This window comes from Nostoc sp. UHCC 0302 (genome assembly GCF_038096175.1).
Taxonomy (GTDB): Bacteria; Cyanobacteriota; Cyanobacteriia; order Cyanobacteriales; family Nostocaceae; genus UHCC-0302.
In genome coordinates this window covers 3,551,151-3,570,143 of the sequence record NZ_CP151099.1, presented here as the reverse complement: position 1 = coordinate 3,570,143, position 18,993 = coordinate 3,551,151, and the positions used below count along the sequence as shown (strand labels likewise).

The window sequence follows — 18,993 nt, the reverse complement described above, 5'->3', positions numbered from 1 at the left end:
TGTAGTAAAAAAATCAACTCAATTCATAAGTGGGTATCCAGAAGTCTAACATCAATTATTTGTGTTGTAATTACTTGGTTTTGAGCTACCTTTATTCACCGATAAAATCAGGTAATGTTTTCTCGTAACAAGAAAACGAATTACATAGCTGACTCAATAGAGACAGCTTTTAACTGAAAGTAAATGCCAAGACAGTTTGTAGAGTAAACAAACCACATACAGATTACAAACTGAATATATGTAAATTATTGGCATAAACTTTAGCAATCTATTTGTGGATGAAAGAGTAATCAAGGGTTTTAAATCCTTGAGACTATCTAGATTGCATTTGTGAATTGTCATGCTTCTAATCCTCAACTACTCCAACGAGTGTAAGAGTTGGCTAATAGCCTGTATACCTAAATTTCACCCCTAAATCACAGAGGACAACTTGAACACAACAGTTTTGAAGCGAGAATGGTTCTCCAATACTAAAGCAGACATCCTAGCAGGTACTGTAGTAGCCCTAGCACTAATTCCAGAAGCGATCGCATTTTCCATTATTGCAGGTGTCGATCCAAAAGTTGGGCTGTACGCCTCGTTTTGCATAGCAGTGGTGACAGCCTTTGCTGGGGGTCGTCCTGGGCTGATTTCAGCAGCAACAGGAGCGATGGCGCTAGTAATGATTACATTGGTAAAAGAACATGGGTTGCAATATCTGTTTGCAACAACGATTCTGACTGGAGTGATTCAAATTATTTGCGGCTGGCTCAAACTAGGCCGCCAGATGAAGTATGTACCACGAGCCGTAATGATTGGCTTTGTTAATGCTTTAGCAATTTTAATTTTTATGGCTCAACTGCCACAACTTGTTGGGGTGTCTTGGCAAGTTTATATTATGCTTGCTGTGGCTCTTGCCATCATCTACTTGTTACCCAGGTTTACAAAAGTTGTACCTTCGCCCTTAGTTGCGATCGTTGTTTTAACAGCATTTTCCATGATTACAGGGATAAAGGTTCCGACAGTAGGTGACATGGGCGAATTACCTACTACATTCCCGTTGTTTAGCTTACCGACAATTCCATTAAACTATGAGACATTCTCGATTCTTTTTTCCTACGCATTGCCTTTGGCTGTAGTGGGTTTACTAGAGTCATTGTTAACAGCCTCACTACTTGATGAACTAACCGATACCCCCAGTGATAAAAATAGAGAAGCTATAGGTCAAGGTGTTGCGAATATCGTAGCTGGATGCTTTGGCGGGATGGCGGGATGTGCCATGATTGGGCAGTCAGTCATCAACATTAAGTCTGGAGGGCGCAGTCGTCTTTCTACTTTATGTGCTGGAGTGTTCTTGCTGTTCTTCATTTTGGTGTTAGGTAACTGGGTGCGACAAATACCAATGGCATCCTTAGTTGCAGTGATGATTATGGTTTCTATTGGAACTTTTAGTTGGTCATCTATAAAGAACCTAAACCGTATACCGAGAGGTGAAACTGCTGTCATGATTACGACAGTTTTATTTACGATACTCACACACAATCTAGCAATTGGAGTTGCAGTTGGTGTAGTGTTTAGTTCAGTCTTATTTGCCCGCAGCATTGCTAAGGTTGTATTTATAGATACAGTTATTAGCGTCGATAAAACTTCTCGCATTTACAGCGTTGTAGGTCAACTTTTCTTTGTATCAGTAGAAGAATTTCTCGCTGCTTTTGATTTTAAAGAAGAATTGGAACGTGTGAAAATTGACTTAACCCATGCCCACATTTGGGATCAATCAGCAGTTGCAGCTATAGATAAGGTAGTGATGAAATTTCGTAGGAATGGTGCAGAAGTAGACATTGTAGGACTAAATGAAGCAAGTGCGACATTAATAGAAAAGCTAGCTATTCACGATAAACCAGATGCGCTGGAAAATTTAAACAACCACTAAATTAAGTAGAAAGCAGTCCCGATGAAAAAAGGATGAGAGGGGCAAGGGGGACAAGGAGAATAATTTATAGCTCTTGACTCTTAACTCAGGGCGAACGCACGGTATTTCTGAAACCTTTGCTGGGCATGGATCTTGATGAAAAAATAGGCTAAATTAAAAAACGCCGAAACCCTTGCTATTAAAGGATTCTTATACTTTAGATGCGTTTGCCCTGACTCTTAACTCAGCACAGGCTCAACGCCCCGCTACTGCTAACAGCACTTTCAGATCAGGAGGCAGGAGAGAAAGCTCCCAACAGCAACAGGTTTCGCTGGTTTGCATTTTACATTTTATTATGTGCGTCTACTTATTACAAACACAATTATGAAAAGAATTCTTCTCTGCACTGATGGATCTTCTTTTTCTCAAAGTAGCTATCAGTATGCTGCGTGGTTAGCTCCCCGGATGACTGCTGCAATTGAGGTACTTTACGTCACAGATATCCGCACACAGAAAACGGTTGGAACAGTTGATTGGAGCGGAAGTATTGGCATTGATGCTTCTAAAGAACTATTAAATAAGTTAGTAGATTTGGAGCATGAAAAAGCAAAACTCAACCATCAAAAAGCAAAACTCATCCTCCAAAATGCTGAACATTTTTTTGCAACCAGTGGAGTTAGTGATGTGAAATTTACTCATCACACTGGTTTTTTGGTTGATAGCCTCCACGAATTTGAAGCACAAGCAGATTTAATCATACTTGGGAAACGAGGCGAAAATGCTGAGTTTGCTTCAGGACATCTCGGCGCTAACTTAGAGCGTGTGGTGCGTTCTAGTCATAAACCTTGCCTTGTGACATCACATAACTTTCAGCCAATAGATAAGATACTACTAGCTTATGATGGCGGTAAGAGTTGTCAGAAAGCTTTGCAGTTTTTGGTGGAATCACCTGCTTTTAAAGACATGGAACTTCATTTGCTCACTGTAGCAAAGAAACAGGAAGATGAAGCAGCCATGTCTCACCTGCAAACTGCTGAAATAAAAGCACGTACAGCAGGCTTTGCACCAATTTGTCAGATAATACATGGCGAAGCAGAAAAGGTTATATCTAACTACGTAGAAGCCCAAAACATCAATTTACTGATTATGGGAGCCTACGGACACAGCCGGATTCGGCACTTAGTCATTGGCAGTACTACAGCCCAAATGCTACGCAGCAGCCATATTCCTGTTTTGCTGTTTAGGTAGATTTTTTATCGAACACAATCACAAAAGTTACTACCAATACTTAAGGTGAGAAATTAACGGTAAAATTTATAGTCTAATAAAGCACTAAAAATCAAATATTGTCCGCTTTTTTTATCTGTATTTATTCTGATTTTTAGTAGTTATCTATTTAATTAATAGAGACTTTAAGATAGTATCATTAATGTCTTAGATTAGGAAATTACTGATTATAAAAATATGCTAATCTTTAAAACTTTATATTTTTAATTTAAACTTTACTGTTTCTTGATGATAATTTTGTAAGTCTCTTTTACGATGGTGGAAGCACACTACTTGTGTCACTATCAAGGCGCTTTAGTGAATATGTAAATTCTCTGTGTACGTAATGATGACAACAGCAGCAGACTCTAAAAACTGGCTGCAAGTAAGCCGTTATAGTAATCGGGGAAGTATTTATTTGTTTGCTCCGATGGTTAACTTCAATGTGATGGCTGAAGTTGGAGACACTCCCCCCTAATTTAACGTGCTTGTACTTGCTTGGAAATTTTATGAGGAATTCGACAATTACATCTTGATGGCAGCGAGGAAATTTGATTCCGACTTGGGAACAGCATAAACAGATGTAATTGAATTGAAATAATTACTTTGATATTTGATGACTGAATATCTGAATTATAGTAGCTTGTCAAATTGCTAACTAATACACATCGAGAGTTAGGTGTTTGATGTTGTGGTAAAGTATTAAGCTTCAGTATTTATCAGTGACAAATATAAAAAAGTATTTTCTCTAATTTTTCAGTTGGTACAGGTACTAAATAATACAGCAGAATTCTGAACATTGTAAACTGCTGTAATTACAGAATTTGCCTGTAAACAGATACAGCATTTCTTGTATAGCTATGTCTAACAATTAAATAACACCTGTATTTAATAGCTTCTAACTTTAGAGCTTGTATTGGGTTTTTCAAATGTTTGAAAAACTTTATCTTAGTCACCTTATTTTTTATTAATCTGCAATCTAAAAATGCAGATATAGAAATATAGATGGTAGATAACAAGACTCAAATGCAGGATGTCTTTACTTAGACATTTTACAATTAGATACCAAGAACACAATTTAATTGAGAACAATAGAGCCATGAATAATTTGAAAAATTTTTCAAAGTTGAAGCGGTTTCAACAACTTTTGTTGACCACTATTTTAGGCGATGCTCCAACAATTTTCGGCGGCGTAAAGTTACGTAATTTGCTATATTCCACTATTTTTTCCCAGATAGGTAGCTCAGTTTATATTCAAGACGGTGTTGAATTTATTAGTGCTGATGCTATTGAAATTGGGAATGGAGTCTATATTTTTAAAGGTGTTCGTATAGATGCAAAAGGACATGAAAACAATAGAATTCATTTAGAAAATGGAGTTATCCTTGAGCGTAACGTTCTAATCGGGACACTAAATAACACTTTTATTCACATTGGGCAAGATACTTTTATTGGCCCTAGCGTTTGTATTAGCGGCCCTGGAAATATCAAAATTGGCAAGCACTGTTTAATTGCAGCCCACACTGCAATATATGCCAATAATCATAACTTTGCAGATCCGACAGAACCAATTAAATACCAAGGTATTACTTGTAAAGGAATCGTGATTGAGGATGACTGTTGGCTAGGACATGGGGTGAAAGTATTAGATGGTGTCACCATTGGTAGAGGCAGTGTTATTGGTGCTGGTGCTGTTGTCACTAAAGATATTCCCCCATTTTCGGTAGCTGTGGGTGTACCTGCACGAGTAATTAAAAGCCGTGATGGTAAACAAATTTTCAAATCTACAGAATCAAATTTATTAACTTAAAACTAAGTTTGTATAAGATTCGCCTGCGTAATTTACTCGGAAACAGGCGACTATCTTTTAGTTCCATACACAATCTTTTGAAAACATAATTAAATCAAGTTTTGAGTATTATACGGTATTAGAATACTGTTGCTGATCCGAAAAACCCAGGATTATCCACCAATTACCGTCAGTGCATCCGACTTCACCCAGCTTTACGCCGTTGTTGTAAATACCATCATCAAGGATTTCAAACCCGTAATTTTGGCACTCGTTGAAAATATGCGCCATGATTTGGTTTTCAGTAGAAGAGGAAAGCATGGGGGCATTTACGAGGCAAGGGCGGCTGTTGGTGCATAGTGGTTGCTGTCCATGACTTCAGTTGCACTGTAAGGCTTTGGGATGGTGAACTGACAGTTGGATTAAAGTATCTCAAGTCTTATGATTACCTGCCTGCGGAATGTCAGCAGGTGATCTGCGCTCGCATTTCACGGGTATATTCGAGTGGGCTGGAAGAGTCGGTGCAGAGGTTTTTGGAATCGTTGGGGAAGTTGAGGCGGGCTTATTTGACTGTACTGGAAGAGAAAGTGCTGAGTGTTTTGGAGTCTGAAATCATAGTTTAAATCTTTTATTTCATCAAATTTATTCTCGATTACCAAACAGTAAGTAATTATTTTCGGAATGAGAATTACTGTATAGTTTGAGGTATTCGAGATCAAACTCTCAAGAGTTGCTCTATGATTGCTCTACCTGGTATTGCTATCCAAAGCAAAATATACGAAAGTTCTAATTCTTTGGTTTATCGGGGCATTAGAGACGATGGAGTAGCGATTGTAGTAAAAATACTAAAGCTTGATTATCCCTCACCTCAAGAACTGACCCGCTACAGACAGGAATATAAAATTACCCGTTTCCTTAACCTGGAAGGAGTGGTCAAGGCATACAGCCAGCAGGACTATCAAAGGACTCTGGCGATTCTCTTAGAAGATTTTGGGGGAGAGTCCTTAGAGCAATGGATGCACAAGCGCCCAGACATTTTCTGCCCAATGCCTTTATCGGCTTTTCTTGGTCTTGCGATCGCTAGTTGCGACATTTTGGGCAGAATTCATGCAGCTAATGTCATTCATAAAGATATCAACCCTGGAAACATAGTCTTTAATCTGGATACTGGGGTTGTCAAAATTATTGATTTTGGGATTGCCACCCAATTTAACCGCACGAATCCGACTTTCAAGAACCATTATGTTTTAGAAGGGACACTCGCCTACCTTTCTCCAGAGCAAACAGGACGAATGAACCGTTTGCTCGATTACCGCAGCGATTTTTACTCGCTTGGGGTGACGTTCTACGAACTGCTAACCGGACATCTGCCGTTTAAAACAACGGACATTCTTGAGCTAGTTCATTGTCATATTGCCAAACAGCCACCTTCACCTCATGAAATAAATACAAAGATTCCCAAACTCGTTTCAGATATCATTCTTAAACTGATGGCGAAAAATGCAGAAGATCGCTATCAGAGCGCTTGGGGAATCAAAGCGGATTTAGAACTGTGTGCTTACCAGCTAGCAGACATCGGTCAAATTAATAGCATTAAATTGGGTCAGCAAGATGTTTGGGATCAGTTTCAAATTCCCCAAAAACTATATGGAAGAGACAAAGAAGTTGCAATGTTAATGGCGGCTTTTGACCGCGTTGCTTCTTCACAAAGTTATGCAGGAAAAACTTTAGAACAGGAACAAAATAGCAACTCAACATTCTTTGTTGAAATGATGCTGGTATCCGGCTATGCCGGAATTGGAAAATCAGCATTAGTGCAGGAGATTTATAAACCAATCACCCAAAAGCGCGGCTATTTTATCTCTGGGAAATTTGACCAATTTGGGCGCAATATTCCCTATAGCGCGATCGCAGATGCTTTGCAAAAATTGATGCAGCAACTGCTTGGTGAACCAGACGACCAGTTACAACAGTGGCGATCGCGCCTACTGACAGCTTTGGGAAGCAACGGACAAATCATCATTGATGTGATCCCTGAAGTTGAACTGATTATTGGCAAACAGATACCTGTTTTAGACGTTGGTGCAACGGAAGCTCAAAATCGCTTTAATCGCGTGTTTAGGCAGTTCATTCGGGTATTTGGTTCACAGGAACATCCCTTAGTGATTTTTCTGGACGATCTTCAGTGGGTAGATTCAGCGACACTTAATTTAGTTAAGTTGATAATGACGGATGCCCAGACGCAATATCTATTTTTGATTGGAGCCTATCGAGATAATGAGGTGAATACTTCGCATTCACTCACGATGGTGCTGGAGGAACTCAAAAAAGAAGGAGCAACCATCAATCAAATTACGTTGGCACCGCTGGGATTAAATGCGATCGCACAACTAATTGCGGATACATTACACAGTGATATCGGTACAATCAATCCATTGGCAGAATTAGTATTGCGGAAAACAGGCGGAAATCCCTTTTTTGTCAATGAGTTTCTGAAAACGCTGTATGCAGAAAACTTATTAAGCTTTAACCTTGAACATTTCAGTTGGCAATGGAATATCACTCACATTGAAAGCAAGAACATCACAGATAATGTGGTGGAGTTGATGCTGGGCAAACTGAAAAAATTACCTCCAAAGACGCAGCAGGTTTTACAATTCGCTGCTTGTATTGGTGCTGATTTTGACTTAAGCACCCTTTCTATCATTTGTGAAAGCTCACCTGTCCAACTTTTCGCTGAACTGGTGATAGCGGCTCAGTTCGGTTTAATCGTGCCGACATCTGAGTTAGATGAAGAACTCTTGGTTCAGGATTATAAATTCTTGCACGATCGCGTACAACAAGCTGCCTACGCCCTAATTGATCGGTCGCACAAACAAGTAGTTCATTTGCAAATTGGTCGCAACCTTCTCGATAACACTTTGCCAGAGCGACTATCAGAGCAAATATTTGAAATTGTCGATCATTTCAATCATGGAATTGAACTGATCACTCTCCAATCCAAACGAGATGAAATTGCCAGATTGAATTTGATGGCAGGTCAAAAAGCAAAAGCTGCAACGGCTTATGAGGCGGCTTTCAAATATTTCAATGTGGGACTTCAACTGCTTAATGTTGAAAGCTGGCAGAGTGCCTATGACCTAACTTTAGCCTTATACTCACAAGCAGCAGAGGCGGCATACCTCAGTGGTCACTTTGACGAAATGGAGAGATTCGTAGAAGAGGTACTCAACCACGCTAAGACAGTCCTTGACAAAGTGAAAGCTTACGATAGCCAAATTCAAGCGTGTTTGTCACAGGGCAATCCCAAGGAAGCACTTAGGATTGGATTGGAAGTACTGAAACTCTTGGGAATCATCTTAGTAGAAACTCCAAGCCAGTTAGATATGCAAACAGGATTGGAGGAAACGGCTTCACTGTTAGCTGGGCAGGAAATCGAAGACTTGATCGATCTGCCGCAGATGACCGATTCAGTACCTCTGGCAGCAATCTACATTCTGGCGAGTATTGTTGGTGCTGCTTTTATGGTGTTACCAGCACTGATGGTGTTGATTGTGTGCAAAATGGTAAATTTATCGGTCAAAAATGGTAATGCAACTTGGTCACCCCTCAGTTATGCTGCCTATGGACTGACGCTGTGTGGAGTAGTGCAAAATACTGGACTCGGTTATAGATTTGGCAAATTAGCTATACTATCATCCCAGTTGAGATATGGGGAACGCCAGTTTTTGATGAACAGGGTAAGGTAGCGTATGCGATCGCCACCTTTCAAGACATCACAGAGCGAAAACTTGCCGAAGCAAAACTGGCGAAGAGCGAAAACCTGTTGAGAACGATTGTACAGTCCGAACCAGAGTGTGTGAAGCTCGTGGCGGCTGATGGTACACTTTTGGACATGAATCCAGCAGGACTCGCAATAATTGAGGCAGACTCTCTCGAACAGGTGCAGGGAAGATCAATTTATCCGCTTGTGGTTGAGGAGCACCGTGCCGCACGGCAAGCTTTGACAGAACGTGTCTTTCAGGGCGAGTCTGGGGTGCTAGAGTTTGAAATGGTTGGGCTGAAGGGAACGCATCGCTGGTTGGAAACCCACACTGTCCCCTTGCGAGATGAGAACCAAACGGTCATTGCGCTCTTGGAGGTGACACGAGATATCACTAAGCGCAAACAAGCAGAGCAACTGCTTGCGGATTACAACCGCACCTTAGAGCAACAGGTAGCTCAAAGGACGGCAGCTTTACAGCAAAGCCAAGCAGAACTGCGCGAGCGAGAACATGAATTACGAGTGATCACCGACGCTCTACCTGTTTGTATCATCTATGTAGATGCCGACCAGCGTTATCGGTTTGCCAACCGCACATACGAGGACTGGTTTCACCGTAGTCGAGGTGAGATTTTAGGCAAGCATATTTGCGAAAACTTGGGTGAAGCATCTTATCAAGTTGTACAACCGTATATCAATCAAGCACTGGCAGGGCAAATCACAACCTATGAGGCAGAAATTCCCTGTGAGTTTGGCAAGAAATATATCAGTAATTCCCTCATCCCTGATTTCGATGACAATGGTCAGGTGAAAGGATACTATAAACTTGTCCGAAATATTAACTTAGGAAAAGAAAAATGGTAAAACGTTAGATTGGGCGTCTACCATTTTCCACAATTAGTTATGATTTTAGATTATATACAAAAGTATCCACTACGAACAAAACAGATTTTAGGGATTAGTTACGAACAATTGCAATCACTGCTAAATTGCGCCTTAAAACGAAATCGATACATCAAAGCTAAACAAGAGAGTCATAAAATTAGAATTAATGCGGCTGGTGGTGGTCGTCCCGAAAAGTTATCAACCGAAGAACAAGTATGTTTATGTCTATTTTATCTAAGACAGATGCCAACATTCCAAGTATTAGGAATGCTATTTGGTGTTTCCAAAACCGAAGCTAATGATACATTTCACGACTGGATACCAATTCCTCGTGATATATTACCTGCTAGTTTATTAGAACAAGTATCAAATAATGAAAGTGATTTACTATTTGTTCAAGAAGTATTAACAAATTTTAGGCTATTAGTCGATAGCTTAGAACAGCCAATATATAGGGATTCTGACCAAAAAGAGCAACAGAAATATTTTTCTGGAAAGAAGAGACAACATACATTAAAAAGTCTGATAATTGGCATACCAGAAGGCAAAGATATTGTAGAGGTAGAAGTAGGTGTTCCTGGGCCAACAGCAGATATAAAATTGTTTCGTCAATCTCAAAATAAATTTGATAAATCTCAACCCTTTTCAGGTGATAAAGGCTTTCAAGGAGGTGAGAATATCACTACTCCTCATAAAAAGAAACCAAAACGAGAATTAACTCAACAGCAAAAAGATGAAAATAAGGCTTTATCTAGTAATCGGATATTCATTGAACATTTGATTCGATTACTTAAAATATTCCGCATAGCCTCACAAAGATTTCGCTTAAAGCTTGAGACGTATGAGCAGATTATTTTAACAGTTTGCGGATTAGTTAGGTTAAGAATTGGTAGCTTAGTTCTGCCAACTTAGCTAGTAGCAAAAATCATAAATTTTTAGAAATTAGGAGTTAATTTTTATGCCTCTAAATTATCACTAACTATCTCAAAGCCTTATAATTACGTATTTACGAAGATATCAAAGTTTTGCCCCAAAGCTTTGAACAGTCTGGCTTTGGAATTTTCGGACAAGTCTTATGGTTTGATTACAGATATCAGCGAACAGCGAAGCGCTGCACTGCGTGAACGCAAACGTGCCGAAGAAGCCTCAATTTTAGAGGAACGCAACCGCATGGCACGCGAAATTCATGACACTCTCGCGCAAGCCTTTACGGGGATTCTGGTTCACATGGGAACCGTTTCTCGATTAGTGACCAGCAACCCCCAAGCAATTCAAACACATATTAATATCGTGCGAGATTTGGCTCGCAGTGGGCTGACAGAAGCTCGACGCTCTGTTGCAGCACTGCGTCCTCAATCCCTAGAAGATGGCAATCTGTGGACGGCACTGGAACGATTTGTAGCTAATATGCAATCTTCAACCGAAACCAGCCTGAGTTGTGATATTATTGGCACGCGCTATACCTTGCCCCCTGAAACAGAGAATAATCTTCTGAGAATTGCACAGGAAGCATTTACGAATTCAATTAGGTATGCGAATGCAAAGGAAATTCGGATTGAATTAGTTTATGAACCAACGCAATTCTTCTTACGAATTAAAGACAATGGACAAGGATTTGAAACCAACCATACAATCCTAAATCGGGGGTTTGGCTTACTGGGGATTACCGAACGAGCGGAACGCATTGGAGCACAACTCTCGATTGAGAGCCGACTGGGGCAGGGAACAGAAACGATCGTATCCGTACATCGGGAGGCATCAGTGTGAGTCAGTCTACAGCAATCCGCGTTTTGATTGTCGACGATCACTCGATTGTCCGGCAAGGACTGGCCGCGATGATTGAGAATGAGCCAGATATGACGGTGGTGGGCCAAGCGGGCAATGGGCAGGAAGCGATCGCTCAATATCGGCAACTACAGCCTGATGTCACCTTGATCGACTTACGAATGCCCCAGATAAGCGGTGTTGATGCGATCGTTGCAATCTGTGCTGAATTCGCCCATGCCCGCATGATTGTACTGACCACTTATGACGGGGACGAAGATATTTATCGAGCATTACGCGCCGGAGCCAAAGGCTATCTGCTCAAGGACGCGGAACCGGATGCACTCCTGAATGCGATTCATATCGTTCACAGCGGACAACAATATATTCCTTCCGAAGTCGCTGCCAAACTGGTGCAACGGATGAACATTCCAGAGTTGAGCGATCGAGAACAAGAGGTTGTTTGCCAGATGGCGCGTGGCTTGAGTAATCAAGATATTGCTGCGGCTTTGAATATTACTGAAAGTACTGTCAAATTTCACATCAACCGAATTCTGAGCAAATTAGGCGTAAGCGATCGCACTCAAGCGGTGATTACCGCACTAAAGCGGGGACTTGCCAAGTTGTGAAAGCAATGAGAACTGAACTTAAGTTCGGTTGAGGGTTAGTTTTAGAGATAGTAAGGAATGGCACTAAGTTAAGCGTAAACCCCTTATATAACTGGCTTTTGGGTGTGGGGTGTGGGGTGTAGGGTGTGGGAAATCAAGAAAATGTTGAACTCCTTGACGCAACTAAAGTTTAATTGTCTTAAACACCACACCCTACACCCTGCCCCCAACACCCTGCCAAGCGCGAGATTTCACGTTTTCTTAGTGACATTCGAGATAGTAAGCAACTGTTGTTTCATCCCTGCAATTACTCAACTCTGAGTTGGCGACAAAGCTGAATTAGTTTCATAAGCTAAAGACATAGAAAAAACGGAGTCGGGAGGAATCACAGATAGGAGTCATGGCAATCCCTCGATGCTATGAAAAACCTTCTTGATAGAGTGTGTGATGAATCAAGATAGTCATCTTAATCAACTCTTTGTTCCACCTTCCCAACGCGATCGCTATCAGGGGACGCTCAATGCCCCCGTCATACTCGTGGAATATGGGAATTACCAATGTCCTCAGTTCCGGGAAATGCATCAGTTGATTCAGACAATTCAGCAAGATTTCAATTCCCGGCTGACTGAGAAAAATTCGATTTGTGTAGTGTTTCGTCACTTTATCGAACATTCAATTTATCCTCAAGCACAAAAGGCAGCAGAAGCAGCGGAAGCAGCAGGAGTGCAAGGTCAGTTTTGGCAGATGCACGAGATGCTGCTCACCCATCAAGAGGCGTTGGGAAACGGCTATCTCGTTGAGTATGCCAATGATCTAGGTCTCGACATCTGCCAATTTTTGCAGGATATCTTCAAACAAGTCCATATTGACCGCATCAATCAAGATATCGCAAGTGGTCATCAAAGTGGAGTAGTGACTGCACCAGCTTTGTTTATTAATGGAATTCGGTATAGTGATCGCTGGAATATGGAGCAGTTAATGGCAGCCATTATCGCTGCAAGTAATGAAGTGCTTTGATCCTCAATCCCACAATTATAGGAGATAAAACGATGAGCACCGAATTCAGTAAAAGCAAAGTTGCAATTGTCGGTCGGGGCGAAGACCTCAGTTGGTTCGATACAATGCTCGGTGAGCAGATGGCTATCCGCGTGCATAGCAGAGATGTTGGCGGAGCTTTCACAATCATCGAAGCACGCGTCCCGCCGTTCATAGGGCCGCCACTCCACTATCACGAAGATAGGGAAGAAATATTTGAAGTACTTGAAGGCAGATTTCGCTTTCACTGTGCGGGCGAAGAGTTCGAGGTCGCACCCGGAACATCGGTTGTTGTACCCCGTAACAGCGTACACGGGTGGGTGAACCTCGGGCCGGGAGCAGCTCGTTTGCTCTTCACCTTCGTACCTGGCGGAATCGACGAATTCTTTCCCCAAATCAGTCAAACGCCGCCCGAAGGTTGGACGGATCTTGGAAATCAGTACGACAGTTTGATCGTCGGAGATCCCCTGTCTGTCAAGTAAAGGGCTGCAAACGATTAACGTGCGTTTTAACTCAACTAACTTGACTGGTATAAATTGAGCGATCGCTAAAGAATGAAGTGTAACCAATGTGGGCATCAAGCTCACCAACCCAATGGAGAACAAAATGAGCAACATTAACGTGAGTAGTAAAAACATGAAACTTGAAGTTTTGGTGATTCCCGTCTCGGACGTTGATCGATCCAAGCACTTCTATGAAACGTTGGGCTGGCGGCTGGATGCCGACTTCGTAACCGGTAAGGACTTCCGGGTGGTGCAGCTGACCCCTCCCGGCTCGGAATGCTCGATTATCATCGGCACCGGGATCACCTCAGCCGTGCCAGGATCAGTTCAGGGTCTACACCTCATCGTTTATGACATCGAGGCGACCCGCGCCGAGCTTGTCAGCAGCGGCATTGATATAGGGGAGGTATTCCACGACGTGGGGGGGATATTCCACCGAGCCGGAACCGAGGGACGGGCAACAGGCCCAGACCCGGAACGTCGCGACTATGGCTCGTTTGCCTCATTCAGTGACCCAGATGGCAATGGTTGGCTACTCCAAGAGGTGAAGATGCGGGCCCCCGGACGGTAACGGGAATCACTCATTGGGGATGCCTCACTAATTTGGGGCTATGGAGGCGGTTGGAACAAACAACCAAGGTGTCTCCAACCCATTTATTCACTACGAAACGTTTGTACGTATTCACAAAGGATCAATACCATGAATCAACTAGTCAATAAGAGCGTACTTGTTACTGGAGCATCCAGTGGAATTGGTGCCGTCTATGCCGATCGCTTCGCGAAACGTGGCCACAATCTCGTGCTGGTAGCGCGTGACTACGCCCGAATGGAAGCTCTAGCCGAACGACTGCGCCGGGAAACCGGGGTGGCGGTTGATATCCTTCAGGCGGATCTCACCGATGCTGGTGAACTCGCCCAGGTGGAGGAGCGGCTGCGCGCCGACACACGGATTGGTATCCTAGTCAACAATGCTGGTGCTAGCATTGCTAGCAGTTTCGTAGATCAAAGCCCAGACGAGGTAGCTAAAATCATCAGCCTCAACATCACAGCGCTGACGCGGCTTACCACTGCCGTCGTCCCACGGTTCATCAAGGCGGGCGATGGCGCGATTATCAACATCAGTTCGGTGGTCGGGCTAGCACCGGAATTCGGTCTGACTGTCTATGGCGCAACCAAAGCCTTCGTCCTCTTCCTCACTCAGGGCCTCCACCTTGAGCTTGGCCACAAAGGTGTCTATGTTCAGGCTGTGCTACCAGCATCAACGCGGACGGAAATCTGGGAGCGCTCAGGTTGGGATATGAATGCGCTACCGCCTACTATGGAAGTTGATGAACTGGTGGATGCCGCTCTTGTTGGCTTCGATCGCCGCGAGACCATCACAATCCCCTCGCTTCCCGATGCGGAGCAGTGGGACACCTTCGACACTGCTCGTCAGAGCATGATCCCAAATTTCAACCAGGTAGATGCCGCAGCCCGCTATCACCTCGCCTCAAAGCCACATGCGCGCCAGTTATCATAACTTTTTTCCAACTGATGCCCCCTGGCAATTTACAGGAATTCCCTTGGTAAGTTCAAAACCACGATATTGACAAGCGAAGCCTTCACCAGAGTTGTTTTACCCCATCTGAAAGATTAATAGCTGCCTACTTTACCGAATGGCACGCTTGAAAAGCTAAAATCCATGAATCAGGCTCTTTGTTGGGGGCAGGGTGTGGGGTGTAGTCAGAAATTAAGAAAAATAGAATGGAAGTGCAAACATTAATAAACTTCTTGATCACTACACCCCACACCCTACACCCCACACCCAAAAGCCTTATAAATAATAGGTTTGCCCTTATCTTAGTGCCATTCCCTACTTTACCCTCCGTTCCTTACAAATCCTCTTTTTTTAGCCAAAGTCCAAAACTATGACAATAGCAGAGACAATGACAGGAAAAATCAACCCCCAAAAACTGACCCAAAGCAGACTGCAATTGCACTATGCCGTTCAATATATTGCCGCAACGGGTGCGGCATTGGTAGAGCCTCTACCAGACTACAGCCACGCCAGCATGGTATGGAATCCGGTTTTAGAAGCGTTTGTTGGAGAGACTATTCAAGCGGCCCAGCCCTTTCAAATAGCACTCAAGCCAGTTAGCCTCACATTAAGCTTGATAGATCGTCACAATGACACGATCGCATCTTTGCTCTTACACGGAAAGACAATGCAAGAAGGGCTGAATTGGCTCGAGCAAGAGATTTCTAAACTCGGTACAGATGCCAGCAAAATTGTGTTTTTAGACTATCCACCCGATGATTTTCCCGATCATCCCCTTGCTCATGGAGCCTCCTTTGATGCCAGTCAAGAGGTGGAATTGCGTGAATTAACAGATTACTACAGCACCGCACATCGGCTACTTCAGACGATTGTTACAACTAACGAGAATGCTTCAGCGATTTACATTTGGCCCCATCATTTTGATATAGCAACACTAATTACACTTCCTGGCTCAAAAAATGGGAATCTATCAACAGTCGGGGTTGGGTTATCGCCTGGAGACACTAGCTATCAAGAACCTTACTGGTATGTGACTCCTTATCCGTATCCAGACACAGCCAATCTTCCTACGCTTGATGGTCAGGCTTTTTGGCATACTCAATATTGGGTTGGGGCTGTGCTGCAAGCTTCTCAGTACACTGAGAATGCCAATACCCAAACCCAACAACAGCAGGTTGCGGCATTCCTGCATTCTGCTGTGAAAACATCAATAACCCTACTCAAGCGCGAGTCTTCTGCTGAAGTTTGACGATGAATGTATCGCAAACTTGTCCTCTCTGTCCTCACCAGGTTTTGCACCATATCTGCGCTAGAAGAATTGATTGATTGTGTGCCTTTGTTGGATAAATAAACCCAGTGAAATCAAGGGTTTGGGCAATTGAGATACCAAAAAATATTTATTCTTTAACATCTTGAGAAGCTCAAACCCTTACCCAGTAGGCGATCGCTCATGCAACAAAGCCCATTCGGATGGAAATCAGAGTCGGTAAGCGAATTTACAACACAAAATCATTCACTATTTAACTAAGATTTCTTACACCTATGAAGAATATTAACAGACCTCTTGGGGCAATGGAGAAAATATTTTGGTTGCTCGACCAAGTGAGCCAGGTACATTTCGTTATCGCAGCAGAAATTCTTGGGACAAAAACAATTAGTGAATGGAGAGAGGCTCTCAATGCATTACAACATCGGCATCCATTTTTATCAGTTTATATTAAAAACAATGGGTTTGGCCATCTATCCTTTCAACATGAACATGGAACAGAGATCCCTTTGCGTATAGTAGAGGAAAACGTAAATTATCGTTGGGAGAAAGAACTGCAAAAAGAACTATCAATGCCATTTGATTCAACACAAGCACCATTAGTGCGTGCAGTTTTAGTCCAGCAAGGGCAAAAGAGTATATTTATTTTTGCATCCCACCATTCTATAGGTGATGGAATGTCAGGTTTAATCATCATCAATGATTTATTAAAATCACTTAGCGGGCAGCAACTTTTGCCATTGGAAACACCTGATTCATCGGATAATTTGCTTGGTATTAGCAATCATTCTTATGAGAGGGTAAATGGTGCAAGCTCTTTATCAGATACCTTAGGAGATCAGCCTGTTTTTATCCGAAGAGAGGAGGCGATGCCTTTTGTTGAGCGATCGCAGTTATCTTCTGAGTTTACTTTGCGGCTTTCTAATCGTTGCAAAGCGGAAGGTACTACTGTTCATGGAGCGCTATGTGCGGCTTTTGTAATGGCGGCAAGAGAAATAGAAAGGAATTGGAAGAATATACCAATCCGATTAGTATCACCGGCTTCTACCAGAAAAGCACTGGGTGCTAATGATAATATTGCTCAATATATTGTTTCAAAAACAATTATTTATCCTGAAAAAACTGAATCAGCTTTTTGGGATATGGCCCGATTTAGCAAAAGAGAATTAGAAGGCATATCATCTCTGGAAAGCATTAAAACTAATATTGAAGCAAGCCAGCAGGTCTTTAACGCAAAGGATGTAATGGAAATTTCCAATCTGTTACAAAAAGGCGTTGCCAGGGAAATAATGTTAACAAATCTTGGTCGCTTATCTTATGAAACTGATTTTGGAACTTTAAAACTGGAAGGTATTTGGGGGCCCTTAGCTTTATCGGGTTACAAGGGCGATCAAACAATTGGGGTTACAACAACTAACGGGTCAATGCGCCTCGTGCATGTTAGTCGTATTCCGTTAAAATCTCTGCTGAGGGTTGCAGAAAAAATATTGATAGCGGCTTGTACATAATCAGCTTATTAAGAAATAAAACAACATCGATTTGACAATGTAATCAGAGGGCGATATATGTTCAAACAACTCAAATACGATCGCCGCCAATTTTTGGGCGCTGCGGCTATGACCATTGCCGCTGCCGATCTCGTCATTATCGGTTCTGCGGGCGCACAATCCAGAAAGATAAACGCAATTAAGCCGGGGACGAACACCTCATTCGGCGCACTGAAGCAGATCGATGCTGGCGTCCTGAATGTTGGATACGCTGAAGCCGGCCCCAGCGATGGTACTGCGGTCATTCTTCTGCACGGCTGGCCCTACGATATTCACAGCTTTGTCGATGTCGCCCCTTTGTTGGCGGCGGCGGGCTACAGGGCGATCGTGCCGCATCTGCGCGGCCATGGCACGACGCGCTTTCTTTCGAGTGGAACGTTCCGGAATGCCCAGCAGTCGGTGGTCGCTCTCGATATCATCGCTTTGATGGATGCTCTCAAGATCGAGAAGGCGATCCTCGCTAGTTATGATTGGGGAGCGCGGACAGCCAACATCATCGCGGCACTTTGGCCGGAGCGCTGCAAGGCGATGGTCTCGGTGAATGGATATCTGATTAACAACCTTGAACGCAACAAGCTGCCGTTGCCACCAAAGGCTGAATGGGGATGGTGGTATCAGTATTATTTTGCCACAGAACGCGGTAGAGCGGGCCTCAACGCAAACCGGCGCGATCTTGCGAAGCTCATTTGGAAGTTCAATTCCCCGAAATGGGACTTTGATGATGCCACATTTGATCGCACCGCAGCGTCCTTCGATAACCCAGATTACGTCAGCATTGTGATCCATAATTACCGCTGGCGATTGAGCCTGGCTGAAGGCGATCGACAATACGACGATTTGGAAAAGCGACTTGCTGAAAGTCCAATCATCGCTGTACCCACGATTACCCTTGATGGTGATTCCGATGGTGTTGCGCCAGCCTCAGATGGAACATCCTATGCTAAGAAATTCTCTGGTAAACGCTTGCACCGAATTATCAAGGGCATCGGTCACAATCTGCCTCAAGAAGCCCCGCAGTCCTTCGTCAAAGCTGTTGTCGAAGTCGATGGTTATTGATTGACGTTAGCCCGCATAGGTCTTGCAGACTGTCAACGGCGGATTCAGAGCTTAAGTACTCTTTCTCATAAAAGTTTATTAA

Annotated in this window: 18 protein-coding genes; 17 read left to right on the top strand and 1 reads right to left on the bottom strand. The window is 43.0% G+C overall.

The genetic code is table 11. The annotated features are described in order from the left end of the window. Positions 1–430 precede the first annotated feature (430 nt). From WKK05_RS15460 to WKK05_RS15445, 4 genes are all read left to right on the top strand, one after another. A complete protein-coding gene (locus WKK05_RS15460) occupies positions 431–1,912 on the top strand; it encodes a SulP family inorganic anion transporter (protein ID WP_341530506.1) in 1,482 nt (493 codons plus the stop codon). Between the two features lie 363 nt (positions 1,913–2,275). Further along, on the top strand, positions 2,276–3,139 hold the full coding sequence (locus WKK05_RS15455; protein WP_341530505.1) for a universal stress protein: 864 nt from the start codon (positions 2,276–2,278) through the stop codon (positions 3,137–3,139). Between the two features lie 364 nt (positions 3,140–3,503). Continuing rightward, on the top strand, positions 3,504–3,635 hold the full coding sequence (locus WKK05_RS15450; protein WP_257798097.1) for a hypothetical protein: 132 nt from the start codon (positions 3,504–3,506) through the stop codon (positions 3,633–3,635). 621 nt (positions 3,636–4,256) lie between these two features. Further along, a complete protein-coding gene (locus WKK05_RS15445) occupies positions 4,257–4,967 on the top strand; it encodes an acyltransferase (protein WP_341530504.1) in 711 nt (236 codons plus the stop codon). Between the two features lie 108 nt (positions 4,968–5,075). Here WKK05_RS15445 and WKK05_RS15440 read toward each other — a convergent pair whose 3' ends face one another. Continuing rightward, on the bottom strand, positions 5,076–5,267 hold the full coding sequence (locus WKK05_RS15440) for a hypothetical protein (RefSeq protein ID WP_341530503.1): 192 nt from the start codon (positions 5,265–5,267) through the stop codon (positions 5,076–5,078). 38 nt (positions 5,268–5,305) lie between these two features. Here WKK05_RS15440 and WKK05_RS15435 point away from each other — a divergent pair, with 38 nt between their 5' ends. From WKK05_RS15435 to WKK05_RS15375, 13 genes are all read left to right on the top strand, one after another. After that, complete coding sequence (locus tag WKK05_RS15435) at positions 5,306–5,569, top strand: hypothetical protein (RefSeq protein ID WP_341530502.1); 264 nt, start codon at positions 5,306–5,308, stop codon at positions 5,567–5,569. A 114-nt stretch (positions 5,570–5,683) separates the two neighbouring features. Then, positions 5,684–8,695: a serine/threonine-protein kinase PknK gene (locus WKK05_RS15430; RefSeq protein ID WP_341530501.1), complete on the top strand. Its 3,012-nt coding sequence runs from the start codon at positions 5,684–5,686 to the stop codon at positions 8,693–8,695. Positions 8,696–8,772: 77 nt separating this feature from the next. After that, positions 8,773–9,573, top strand: a complete 801-nt coding sequence (locus WKK05_RS15425) for a PAS domain-containing protein (protein ID WP_341530500.1) — start codon at positions 8,773–8,775, stop codon at positions 9,571–9,573. Between the two features lie 39 nt (positions 9,574–9,612). Beyond that, complete coding sequence (locus WKK05_RS15420; protein WP_341529794.1) at positions 9,613–10,506, top strand: transposase family protein; 894 nt, start codon at positions 9,613–9,615, stop codon at positions 10,504–10,506. A 126-nt stretch (positions 10,507–10,632) separates the two neighbouring features. Further along, entirely contained in the window at positions 10,633–11,361 is a 729-nt protein-coding gene (locus tag WKK05_RS15415) for a sensor histidine kinase (protein ID WP_341530499.1), read from the top strand. Then, positions 11,358–11,987, top strand: a complete 630-nt coding sequence (locus WKK05_RS15410) for a response regulator transcription factor (protein ID WP_341530498.1) — start codon at positions 11,358–11,360, stop codon at positions 11,985–11,987. Before WKK05_RS15415 ends, WKK05_RS15410 begins: the two co-directional genes overlap by 4 nt. 426 nt (positions 11,988–12,413) lie before the next feature. After that, complete coding sequence (locus WKK05_RS15405; protein ID WP_341530497.1) at positions 12,414–12,983, top strand: DsbA family protein; 570 nt, start codon at positions 12,414–12,416, stop codon at positions 12,981–12,983. A gap of 32 nt (positions 12,984–13,015) precedes the next feature. Next, positions 13,016–13,483, top strand: coding sequence for a cupin domain-containing protein (locus WKK05_RS15400; RefSeq protein WP_341530496.1), 468 nt, complete (start codon positions 13,016–13,018; stop codon positions 13,481–13,483). An 88-nt stretch (positions 13,484–13,571) separates the two neighbouring features. After that, on the top strand, positions 13,572–14,075 hold the full coding sequence (locus tag WKK05_RS15395; RefSeq protein WP_341530495.1) for a VOC family protein: 504 nt from the start codon (positions 13,572–13,574) through the stop codon (positions 14,073–14,075). A 129-nt stretch (positions 14,076–14,204) separates the two neighbouring features. Further along, entirely contained in the window at positions 14,205–15,023 is an 819-nt protein-coding gene (locus tag WKK05_RS15390; protein ID WP_341530494.1) for an SDR family oxidoreductase, read from the top strand. A gap of 388 nt (positions 15,024–15,411) precedes the next feature. Beyond that, positions 15,412–16,290 carry a hypothetical protein gene (locus WKK05_RS15385; RefSeq protein ID WP_341530493.1) on the top strand — a complete coding sequence of 293 codons (879 nt, stop codon included), beginning with the start codon at positions 15,412–15,414 and terminating at the stop codon, positions 16,288–16,290. Positions 16,291–16,583: 293 nt separating this feature from the next. Next, positions 16,584–17,816: a condensation domain-containing protein gene (locus WKK05_RS15380; RefSeq protein ID WP_341530492.1), complete on the top strand. Its 1,233-nt coding sequence runs from the start codon at positions 16,584–16,586 to the stop codon at positions 17,814–17,816. Positions 17,817–17,873: 57 nt separating this feature from the next. Beyond that, a complete protein-coding gene (locus WKK05_RS15375) occupies positions 17,874–18,911 on the top strand; it encodes an alpha/beta hydrolase (RefSeq protein WP_341530491.1) in 1,038 nt (345 codons plus the stop codon). Positions 18,912–18,993: the final 82 nt, after the last annotated feature.

Excerpts from the sequence above, each read along its gene's own strand:
- WKK05_RS15455 (WP_341530505.1), top strand. The coding sequence starts at position 2,276 with ATGAAAAGAATTCTTCTCTGCACTGATGGATCTTCTTTTTCTCAAAGT.
- WKK05_RS15450 (WP_257798097.1), top strand. The coding sequence starts at position 3,504 with ATGATGACAACAGCAGCAGACTCTAAAAACTGGCTGCAAGTAAGCCGT.
- WKK05_RS15445 (WP_341530504.1), top strand. The coding sequence starts at position 4,257 with ATGAATAATTTGAAAAATTTTTCAAAGTTGAAGCGGTTTCAACAACTT.
- WKK05_RS15440 (WP_341530503.1), bottom strand. The coding sequence starts at position 5,267 with ATGCTTTCCTCTTCTACTGAAAACCAAATCATGGCGCATATTTTCAAC.
- WKK05_RS15430 (WP_341530501.1), top strand. The coding sequence starts at position 5,684 with ATGATTGCTCTACCTGGTATTGCTATCCAAAGCAAAATATACGAAAGT.
- WKK05_RS15420 (WP_341529794.1), top strand. The coding sequence starts at position 9,613 with ATGATTTTAGATTATATACAAAAGTATCCACTACGAACAAAACAGATT.
- WKK05_RS15405 (WP_341530497.1), top strand. The coding sequence starts at position 12,414 with ATGAATCAAGATAGTCATCTTAATCAACTCTTTGTTCCACCTTCCCAA.
- WKK05_RS15400 (WP_341530496.1), top strand. The coding sequence starts at position 13,016 with ATGAGCACCGAATTCAGTAAAAGCAAAGTTGCAATTGTCGGTCGGGGC.
- WKK05_RS15390 (WP_341530494.1), top strand. The coding sequence starts at position 14,205 with ATGAATCAACTAGTCAATAAGAGCGTACTTGTTACTGGAGCATCCAGT.
- WKK05_RS15385 (WP_341530493.1), top strand. The coding sequence starts at position 15,412 with ATGACAATAGCAGAGACAATGACAGGAAAAATCAACCCCCAAAAACTG.
- WKK05_RS15380 (WP_341530492.1), top strand. The coding sequence starts at position 16,584 with ATGAAGAATATTAACAGACCTCTTGGGGCAATGGAGAAAATATTTTGG.
- WKK05_RS15375 (WP_341530491.1), top strand. The coding sequence starts at position 17,874 with ATGTTCAAACAACTCAAATACGATCGCCGCCAATTTTTGGGCGCTGCG.